The following is a 671-nucleotide window of genomic DNA, read 5'->3' as shown; positions in this document are numbered from 1 at the left end:
GATGATGGCACGATCACCTTCCAACCAGAGCCAAGCTTCGTTGGTAAAGGCCAAGGAGTCCGTGTTCAAGCTGCCGATAAGAATGGCACTAAGGTCTCTGACACTTACACGCCGACTGTAACTGACGTGACCATGAGCTCTGAGAATGCAGTTTCTCGTAAGAAACAAGGGGAAACTCAAAGCGGTACGCCAAGCTTCACTACCTCAGACCCATCAGTAACCATCACAGGCTACAAACTAGAAGGCGCTGACGAAGAAGGTAAAGTGGTTGTTCCAGGTGAAGGAACTTACACAGTAGACCCAGAAACCGGTAAAGTGACCTTCGTTCCAGAACCAGGCTTCACAGGCCCAGGAACAGGTGTGACGGTAACGGCTACAGATTCCAATGGTGAAACTGCAACAGCGACTTACACGCCAACTGTTGACCCAATCACTGCCGAAGGAACAGATAAGGAAACAAGTGGTAAGCAAGGTCAAGTCCAAAGTGGCACACCAAGCTTCACCGTTTCAGATGAGTCTGCGACCTTGTCAGGCTACAAACTAGAAGGCGCTGACGAAGAAGGCAAAGTGGTTGTACCAGGCGAAGGAACTTACACAGTAGACCCACAAACTGGTAAAGTGACCTTCACACCAGAGCCAGGCTTCACAGGCCCAGGAACAGGTGTGACCGT

General features: G+C 50.5%; 1 protein-coding gene. It reads left to right on the top strand.

All coding sequences use genetic code 11. The annotated features are described in order from the left end of the window. Window positions 1-671 (top strand): Ig-like domain-containing protein (locus FRX57_RS07565; RefSeq protein WP_425472622.1); only part of this gene is annotated, 671 nt, incomplete at both ends.

This window comes from Streptococcus cuniculipharyngis (assembly GCF_007859195.1).
GTDB classification, from domain to species: Bacteria; Bacillota; Bacilli; order Lactobacillales; family Streptococcaceae; genus Streptococcus; species Streptococcus cuniculipharyngis.
The sequence above is the reverse complement of the archived record's forward strand: the minus strand, read 5'-3'. Positions and strand labels throughout refer to the sequence as shown.